This is a genomic window from Cupriavidus sp. L7L (assembly GCF_004353535.1).
Lineage (GTDB): Bacteria > Pseudomonadota > Gammaproteobacteria > Burkholderiales > Burkholderiaceae > Cupriavidus > Cupriavidus oxalaticus_A.
In genome coordinates, this window is record NZ_SMNY01000091.1 from 1 (window position 1) to 8,066 (window position 8,066).

9 protein-coding genes are annotated in these 8,066 nt (G+C 66.7%); all 9 read left to right on the forward strand.

Going from position 1 to position 8,066, the window contains the following annotated elements:
* On the forward strand, positions 1-228 hold a 228-nt coding region (locus E1J61_RS35750), incomplete at its 5' end, for an acyl-CoA dehydrogenase family protein (protein WP_256376155.1).
* Positions 229-353: 125 nt separating this feature from the next.
* Positions 354-2,177 (forward strand): bifunctional isocitrate dehydrogenase kinase/phosphatase, encoded by a 1,824-nt coding sequence (gene aceK / locus E1J61_RS35755; RefSeq protein ID WP_133098505.1) that lies wholly within the window; start codon positions 354-356, stop codon positions 2,175-2,177.
* Positions 2,174-2,845 carry a carbonate dehydratase gene (gene can / locus E1J61_RS35760; protein ID WP_133098506.1) on the forward strand — a complete coding sequence of 224 codons (672 nt, stop codon included), beginning with the start codon at positions 2,174-2,176 and terminating at the stop codon, positions 2,843-2,845. The genes aceK and can overlap by 4 nt, the downstream gene beginning before the upstream one ends.
* Positions 2,846-2,903: 58 nt before the next feature.
* Positions 2,904-4,082, forward strand: coding sequence for an acetyl-CoA C-acetyltransferase (locus E1J61_RS35765; RefSeq protein ID WP_133098507.1), 1,179 nt, complete (start codon positions 2,904-2,906; stop codon positions 4,080-4,082).
* Between the two features lie 106 nt (positions 4,083-4,188).
* Positions 4,189-4,869 carry an SDR family oxidoreductase gene (locus E1J61_RS35770; protein ID WP_133098508.1) on the forward strand — a complete coding sequence of 227 codons (681 nt, stop codon included), beginning with the start codon at positions 4,189-4,191 and terminating at the stop codon, positions 4,867-4,869.
* Positions 4,870-4,900: 31 nt separating this feature from the next.
* Positions 4,901-6,031, forward strand: coding sequence for an acyl-CoA dehydrogenase family protein (locus E1J61_RS35775; protein ID WP_133098509.1), 1,131 nt, complete (start codon positions 4,901-4,903; stop codon positions 6,029-6,031).
* Between the two features lie 95 nt (positions 6,032-6,126).
* The gene (locus tag E1J61_RS35780) at positions 6,127-6,813 is read left to right on the forward strand and encodes an HAD family phosphatase (RefSeq protein WP_133098510.1); all 687 of its coding nucleotides are present in this window, start codon (positions 6,127-6,129) and stop codon (positions 6,811-6,813) included.
* Positions 6,810-7,238, forward strand: a complete 429-nt coding sequence (locus E1J61_RS35785; protein ID WP_133098511.1) for a YchJ family protein — start codon at positions 6,810-6,812, stop codon at positions 7,236-7,238. The genes E1J61_RS35780 and E1J61_RS35785 overlap by 4 nt, the downstream gene beginning before the upstream one ends.
* Positions 7,239-7,325: 87 nt before the next feature.
* On the forward strand, positions 7,326-8,066 hold a 741-nt coding region (locus E1J61_RS35790; RefSeq protein ID WP_305791070.1), incomplete at its 3' end, for a carboxyl transferase domain-containing protein.

Genomic DNA, 8,066 nt, shown 5'->3' on the forward strand with positions numbered 1-8,066 from the left:
CACGTGCGCCAGGTGCGCAAGGACTGCGCCGCGGTGATCCTGTACACGGCCGAGAAGGCCACCTGGATGGCGGGCGAGACCGTGCAGATCCTGGGCGGCAACGGCTATATCAACGAATACCCGGCCGGGCGCCTGTGGCGCGACGCCAAGCTGTACGAGATCGGCGCCGGCACGTCTGAGATCCGCCGCATGCTGATCGGCCGCGAGCTGTTCGCGGAAACGATGTAACGGCATGCCGGGAGGGGCGCCGGATTCACCTCCGGCGCCCCCGGACATCCGCAGCGCTCCCCCGGAACCCATTTACAATCTCACTACCCGTCGCAAGACCGTCACGCAGTCGCCCCCGTCGACCCATGTCCCACTTCCCCAAACTGCTCTCTTCGCAGATTGCCTTCGATGTGGCGAGAACGATGCTCGACGGGTTCGACAAGCACTACCGGCTGTTCCGCGAGGTCAGCCACCAGGCCAAGCTCAAGTTCGAGGCCGGCGACTGGCACGGGCTGCAGCAGATCCAGCGCGACCGCATCGCCTTCTATAACGAGCGCGTGCGCGAATCGAGCATCATCCTGGAAGACGAGTACGACGCCGAGAACATCGACGACGAGATCTGGCAGCAGATCAAGCTGCACTACATCGGGCTGCTGACCAACCACCACCAGCCCGAACTGGCCGAGACCTTCTTCAACTCGGTCTGCACGCGCATCCTGCACCGCTCGTACTTCAACAACGATTTCATCTTCGTGCGCCCGGCGATCTCGACCGAGTACATCGAGAACGAGGAATCGCCGACGCGGCCGACCTTCCGCGCCTACTATCCGGGCAGCCGCGAGGGCATGGCGGCGTGCTTCGAGCGCATCGTGCACAACTTCCAGCTGGAGCGCCCGTTCGAAGACCTGGCGCGCGATATCGGCTACGTGGTGCGCGCCGTCGGCGAGCATTTCGGCGACTTCCGCACCGCGCCGAATTTCCAGATCCATACGCTGTCGTCGCTGTTCTACCGCAACAAGTCGGCCTTCATCATCGGCCGCATCCTGAACGGCGACCGCACCTTCCCGCTGGCGATCCCGATCGTGCACGGCCCGTCGGGCAAGCTGGTGCTGGACTCGGTGCTGCTGAAGAAAGAACAGCTGCTGATCCTGTTCTCGTTCACGCATTCCTACTTCATGGTCGACATGGAGATCCCGTCGGCCTACGTGACCTTCCTGCGCGACATCATGCCGCGCAAGCCGCGCGCGGAGATCTACACGTCGCTGGGTTTGCAGAAGCAGGGCAAGAACCTGTTCTACCGCGATTTCCTGCATCACCTGCAGCATTCGTCGGACAAGTTCATCGTCGCGCCCGGCATCCGCGGGCTGGTGATGCTGGTGTTCACGCTGCCGTCGTACCCGTACGTGTTCAAGGTCATCAAGGACTTCTTCCCGGCGCCCAAGGAAACCACGCGCGAACTGGTGAAGTCGAAGTACCAGCTGGTCAAGCAGCACGATCGCGTCGGCCGCATGGCCGATACGCTGGAGTACTCCGACGTGGCCTTCCCGCTGTCGCGCTTCGATGAAGCGCTGGTGCGCGAGTTCGAGCAGCACGCGCCGTCGATGATCGAATACCAGCGCGACAAGCACGGCGGCGAGGAAATCGTGGTGCGCCACGTCTATATCGAACGCCGCATGACGCCGCTGAACATCTACCTGCAGGAAGGCACCGACGCGCAGGTAGAGCACGGCGTGCTGGAATACGGCAACGCCATCAAGGAACTGATGGCCGCCAATATCTTCCCGGGCGACATGCTGTACAAGAACTTCGGCGTCACGCGGCACGGGCGCGTGGTGTTCTACGACTACGACGAGATCGAGTACCTGACCGATTGCAATATCCGCAACGTGCCGCAACCGCGCAACGAGGAAGAGGAGATGTCGGGCGAGGTCTGGTACACGGTGCGTCCGCACGATATTTTTCCCGAGACATTCCGCACGTTCCTGCTGGGCGATGCGCGCGTGCGCGCGGCGTTCCTGCGGCACCACGCGGATTTTTTCGACCCTGCCATGTGGCAGGGTCACAAGGACCGGCTGCTGGCCGGACATGTCCATGACTTTTTTGCCTATCACCCTGCCGAGCGATTCATCAACCGCTACGGCGCTGTCTCTGAACTGCCTGCCGCCGACCCTGCAAGGAGAGTCGCATGAATGACGCCATCGCCCAGCTGTTCCGCAACAACCGTGACTGGGTGGACCGCGTCAACGCGGAAGATCCAACCTTCTTCACCCGCCTGGCCAACCAGCAGGCGCCGGAATACCTGTGGATCGGCTGCTCCGATTCGCGCGTGCCGGCCAACCAGATCCTGGGACTGGCCCCGGGCGAGGTGTTCGTCCACCGCAATATCGCCAACGTGATCGCGCACAGCGACCTGAACGCGCTGTCGGTGATCCAGTTCGCCGTGGAAGTGCTCAAGGTACGCCATATCACGGTGGTGGGCCACTACGGCTGTGGCGGCGTCAAGGTCGCGCTCAAGCGCGAGCGTATCGGCCTGGCCGACAACTGGCTGCGCCATGTGCGCGACGTGGCCGACAAGCACGAGGCCTACCTCGGCACCGTCCTGCGCGAGGAAGACGCGCATACCCGGCTGTGCGAACTGAACGTGATCGAGCAGGTCAGCAATATCTGCCAGACCACGGTGATCCAGGACGCCTGGGACCGCGGCCAGGCCGTCACGGTGCACGGCTGGATCTACGGCGTGTCCGACGGCCTGCTGCGCGACCTGGGCATGGCCGCCAGCAACAACGACGAGCTGCGCGAGCAACTGGCCGCGGCCTACCGCCAGTACGGCGATCCGCCGCAGGCGTCAATCCGCTGACGCGCTGGTCCTGCACCAGGCACCACTTACGCAACCATACCGATCCAGGAGACCCGACATGGAAGAGATCGTCATCGTTTCAGCCGCCCGCACGCCTATGGCTGCGTTCCAGGGCGAATTTGCCAGCGTGACCGCGCCGCAGCTCGGCGCCGCCGCCATCCGCGCGGCGGTAGAGCGCGCCGGCCTGAAGCCGGAGCAGGTGGAAGAAGTGGTGTTCGGCTGCGTGCTGCCCGCCGGCCAGGGCCAGGCGCCGGCACGCCAGGCCGCGCTGGGCGCGGGCCTGCCGCTGGCCGTGGGCTGCACCACCGTCAACAAGATGTGCGGCTCGGGCATGCGCGCGGCGATGACCGTCTATGACGGCCTGATCGCGGGCTCGTTCGATGTCGCGGTCGCCGGCGGCATGGAAAGCATGACCAACGCGCCGTACCTGATCCCGAAGGGCCGCGGCGGCTATCGCATCGGCCACGGCATGATCTACGACCACATGATGCTGGACGGCCTGGAAGACGCGTATGACAAGGGCCGCGCCATGGGCACCTTCGGCGAGGACTGCGCCGCCAAGTATGGCTTCACGCGCCAGCAGCAGGACGAATTCGCGATGGAAAGCGTGCGCCGCGCGCAGCAGGCCACCGAGAAGGGCGACTTCCGCTGGGAAATCGCGCCGGTGACGGTATCGGGCAAGGGCGGCGACACGGTGATCGACACCGACGAAGGCCCGCGCCGCATCAAGCTCGACAAGATCCCGTCGCTGAAGCCCGCCTTTGCCAAGGACGGCACCATCACCGCCGCATCGTCGTCGTCGATCAACGACGGCGCCTCGGCGCTGGTGATGATGCGCGCTTCCACGGCGAAAAAGCTGGGCCTGCAGCCGATCGCCCGCATGCTGGGCCACACTACGCATGCGCAGGCGCCGGGCTGGTTCACCACCGCGCCGGTGGAGGCCATCGCCAAGCTGTACCGCAAGCTGGACTGGAACACCGACAGCGTCGACCTGTTCGAGATCAACGAGGCCTTCGCCGTGGTGCCGATGGCGGCGATGCACGATCTGAAGATCCCGCGCGACAAGGTCAATATCCACGGCGGCGCGTGTGCGCTGGGGCATCCGATCGGGGCCTCGGGCGCGCGCATCATGACCACGCTGATCGGCGCGCTGCGCAAGACCGGCGGCAAGCGTGGGGTGGCGAGCTTGTGTATTGGTGGTGGTGAGGCAACGGCGGTGGGGATTGAGATCCTGTAAGGGCTTTCGCTTCCCGCTTGTTTTCTCCCCTCTCCCGCATGCGGGAGAGGGGAGCCATGCAGAGGCAGTTTGCTGAACCCGTCGGTACCAGACCAAGGAGCAACCCTTGCCAACCGTCCTGATCCTCGGTGCCTCCCGCGGCATCGGCCTTGAATTCGTCCGCCAGTACCGCGCCGACGGCTGGCGCGTCATCGCGGCGGCACGCACGCTGGAAGGCGTGGGCGCGCTGCAGGCGCTTGGCGCCGAAGCCCATCAGGTAGACCTGTCGGATCCCGGCGCTGTCGCCGGGCTGGGCTGGAAGCTCGACGGCGAAGCGCTCGACGTGGCGATCTACAACGCCGGCGTGCTGGGCCCGCGCACCGAAGGCGCGCAGCCGGTGACGCCGCAGGACTTCGACCGGGTGATGCACGTCAACGTGCTCGGCCCGATGATGGCGCTGCCGCTGGTGCTGCCCTATGTCGAGGCCGGACAGTCCGGCCACGGCGGCGTGCTGGCGGTGCTGTCCTCGCGCATGGGCAGCATCGGCGGCATGGAGCACAACGGCAGCTGGCTGTACCGCGTCAGCAAGGCCGGCGCCAACGCAGCGCTGCGCGCGGTCTCGCTCGACGCGCGCCATGCCACCTGCGTGGCGCTGCACCCCGGTTGGGTCAAGACTGACATGGGCGGCCAGGAAGCCGACCTGACCGTGCAGCAGAGCGTCAAGGGCATGCGCCAGGTGCTGGCCGGCGTCAAGCGGCGCGACAACGGCACTTTCCACAACTACGACGGCACGCCGATCCCCTGGTGATCGCGGCGCGCACGACCAACCGACCATCGATATGCTGCTGACCCCCGAACAGGAAATGATCCGCGACGCCGTGCGCCAGTTCGCGCAGGAGGTGATCGCGCCGCAGGCCGCGCAGTGGGACCGCGACAAGACCTTTCCCAAGGACGTGCATCGCGAACTGGCCACGCTGGGCGCCTATGGCGTGGCCGTGCCGGAAGAATACGGCGGCGCCGGCCTGGACTACCTGTCGCTTGCGCTGATCCTGGAAGAGATCGCGGCCGGCGACGGCGGCACCTCCACCGTCATCAGCGTCAACAACTGCCCGGTGTGCAGCATGCTGATGTCATTCGCCAGCGAGGCGCAGAAGCAGCAGTGGCTGGTGCCGCTGGCGCGCGGCGAGATGCTCGGCGCGTTCTGCCTGACCGAGCCGCACGTCGGCTCCGATGCCTCGGCGCTGCGCACCACGGCGGTCCGTGACGGCGACGACTACGTGCTCAACGGCGTCAAGCAGTTCATCACCAGCGGCAAGAACGCCGACGTGGCGATCGTGCTGGCGGTGACCGACAAGGCCGCCGGCAAGCGCGGCATCAGCGCGTTTATCGTGCCGACTTCCACGCCCGGCTATGTTGTGGCGCGGCTGGAAGACAAGCTCGGCCAGCATTCGTCGGACACCGCGCAGATCCTGTTCGAGGACTGCCGCGTGCCGGCGGCCAACCTGCTGGGCGACGAGGGCGGCGGCTACAAGATGGCGCTGTCGGGGCTGGAGGGCGGGCGCATCGGCATCGCCTCGCAGAGCATCGGCATGGCGCGCGCCGCGTTTGAAGCGGCGCTGGCGTACGCCAGGGAACGCGAGAGTTTCGGCCAGCCCCTGTTCCAGCACCAGGCGGTGCAGTTCCGCCTGGCCGAGATGGCCACGCGCATCGACGTCGCGCGCCAGATGGTGTGGCACGCGGCGGCGCTGCGCGACGCCGGCCGCCCGTGCCTGAAGGAAGCGGCGATGGCCAAGCTCTTTGCCAGCGAAATGGCGGAGCGGGTCTGCTCGGACGCGATCCAGGTGTTCGGCGGCTATGGCTATGTCAGCGACTTCCCGGTCGAGCGCATCTACCGCGACGTGCGCGTGTGCCAGATTTACGAGGGCACCAGCGATATCCAGAAGATCCTGATTGCGCGCGCGCTGGCCTGACCCGGGCTTAAAAAGCGTACGATGATGCCATGTGCCGCCGGCGCCCCCGGCAACAGGCGGCACGACCGCCTGGACAACAAGGAAAAGAAACCCGCATGACCGCAGTAACCCAGGGCCATTCCGGCCGTTTCGATTGCGTGATCTTCGACTGCGACGGCGTGCTCGTCGACAGCGAGCCCATCGTCAACCGCGTGCTCAACCAGATGCTGAACGAACTCGGCATCGGGATCTCGCTGGAAGACTCCACGCGCCTGTTCCTCGGCCGCGCCGTGCGCGAGGAACTGGGCATGATCGAACGCATGCGCGGCGCGCCGCTGCCCGAGAACTGGCTGTCGACCTGGCTGGCGCGCCGCAACGCGGTGCTCGAGGCCGAAGTGGCGGCCGTGGCGCATGTGCGCGACGCCATCGGCAAGATCGCCGCCACCGGCATGCCGGTGTGCGTGGCGTCGGGCGCGGACCGCATCAAGGTCAAGCTGCAGCTGACCAAGACCGGGCTGGTCGAGCTGTTCCAGCAGGATGAGCGCGAGCATATCTTCTCCGCCACCGAAGTGGCGCGCAGCAAGCCCGCGCCCGACGTGTACCTGCTGGCGGCGCGCACCATGGGCGTCGAGCCGGCGCGGTGCGCCGTGATCGAAGACAGCCCCACCGGCGTCACCGCCGGCGTGGCCGCGGGCATGACGGTGTTCGGCTACGCCGCGCGCAACGACGCCGCGTCGCTGCGCGAAGCCGGTGCACACACGCTCTTCACCGACATGCGCGAGCTGCCGGAGCTGGTGGGATGACCGCGCGCCGCCCGCCCAAGGCCGGTCCGGTGCCGTGCCCATGCGGCGGCGCCGACTATGCTGCGTGCTGCGGCCGCTTCCATCGCGGCGAGGCGCTGCCGCCCAACGCGGAAGCGCTGATGCGCTCGCGCTACAGCGCCTATGTGCTGAACGACACTGACTGGCTGCGCCAGACGTGGCATCCGTCTACCTGTCCGGCGGACCTTGCGCCAGACACCGCCACGCGCTGGCTCGGGTTGTCGGTGAAGGCGCACGCGCAGCAGGACGACACCCATGCCGAAGTGGAGTTCGTCGCGCGCTACAAGGTCGGCGGGCGCGCCTGGCGGCTGCATGAGCGCAGCCGCTTCGTGCACGAGCCGCGCGCGCCCGGCGAGACCCCGCGCTGGCTCTATGTGGATGGCGACATGATCGGGGAAGCGCCATGAGCATCGCCACATAGGCCGGCCTCCATCCCACGCATGCAGCGCAGGCTGGACGGATCCCCACCAAGACCCTAGCAATGAGACGATACGATGCCCACGCTGGAAACCAAACTGAACGCCCGCTCGGAATCGTTCAAGGCCAACGCCGACGCGATGCGGGAACTGGTGGCCGACCTCAAGGCGAAGGTCGCAAAGCTGGCGCAGGGCGGCGGTGACGATGCGCGCAACAAGCACCTGTCGCGCGGCAAGCTGCTGCCGCGCGACCGCGTGCAGCAACTGCTCGACCCGGGCACGCCGTTCCTGGAGCTGTCGCAGCTTGCCGCCTACGACATGTACGACGATGCCGCGCCGGGCGCTGGCATCATCACCGGTATCGGCCGCGTGGCCGGGCAGGAGTGCGTGATCGTCTGCAACGACGCCACCGTCAAGGGCGGCACGTATTACCCGATGACGGTCAAGAAGCATGTGCGCGCGCAGGAGATCGCCGAGCAGAACAACCTGCCGTGCATCTACCTGGTCGATTCCGGCGGCGCCAACCTGCCCAACCAGGACGACGTGTTCCCCGACCGCGACCACTTCGGCCGCATCTTCTACAACCAGGCCAACCTGTCCAAGCAGGGCATCCCGCAGATCGCGGTGGTGATGGGCTCGTGCACCGCCGGCGGCGCGTACGTGCCGGCGATGAGCGACGAGTCGATCATCGTCAAGAACCAGGGCACTATCTTCCTGGGCGGCCCGCCGCTGGTGAAGGCCGCCACCGGCGAGGAGGTGAGCGCCGAGGACCTGGGCGGCGCCGACGTGCATACGCGCCTGTCCGGCGTGGCCGACTAC

Coding starts and splice junctions, on each gene's coding strand:
- aceK (WP_133098505.1), top strand. CDS start 354: ATGTCCCACTTCCCCAAACTGCTCTCTTCGCAGATTGCCTTCGATGTG.
- can (WP_133098506.1), top strand. CDS start 2,174: ATGAATGACGCCATCGCCCAGCTGTTCCGCAACAACCGTGACTGGGTG.
- E1J61_RS35765 (WP_133098507.1), top strand. CDS start 2,904: ATGGAAGAGATCGTCATCGTTTCAGCCGCCCGCACGCCTATGGCTGCG.
- E1J61_RS35775 (WP_133098509.1), top strand. CDS start 4,901: ATGCTGCTGACCCCCGAACAGGAAATGATCCGCGACGCCGTGCGCCAG.
- E1J61_RS35780 (WP_133098510.1), top strand. CDS start 6,127: ATGACCGCAGTAACCCAGGGCCATTCCGGCCGTTTCGATTGCGTGATC.
- E1J61_RS35785 (WP_133098511.1), top strand. CDS start 6,810: ATGACCGCGCGCCGCCCGCCCAAGGCCGGTCCGGTGCCGTGCCCATGC.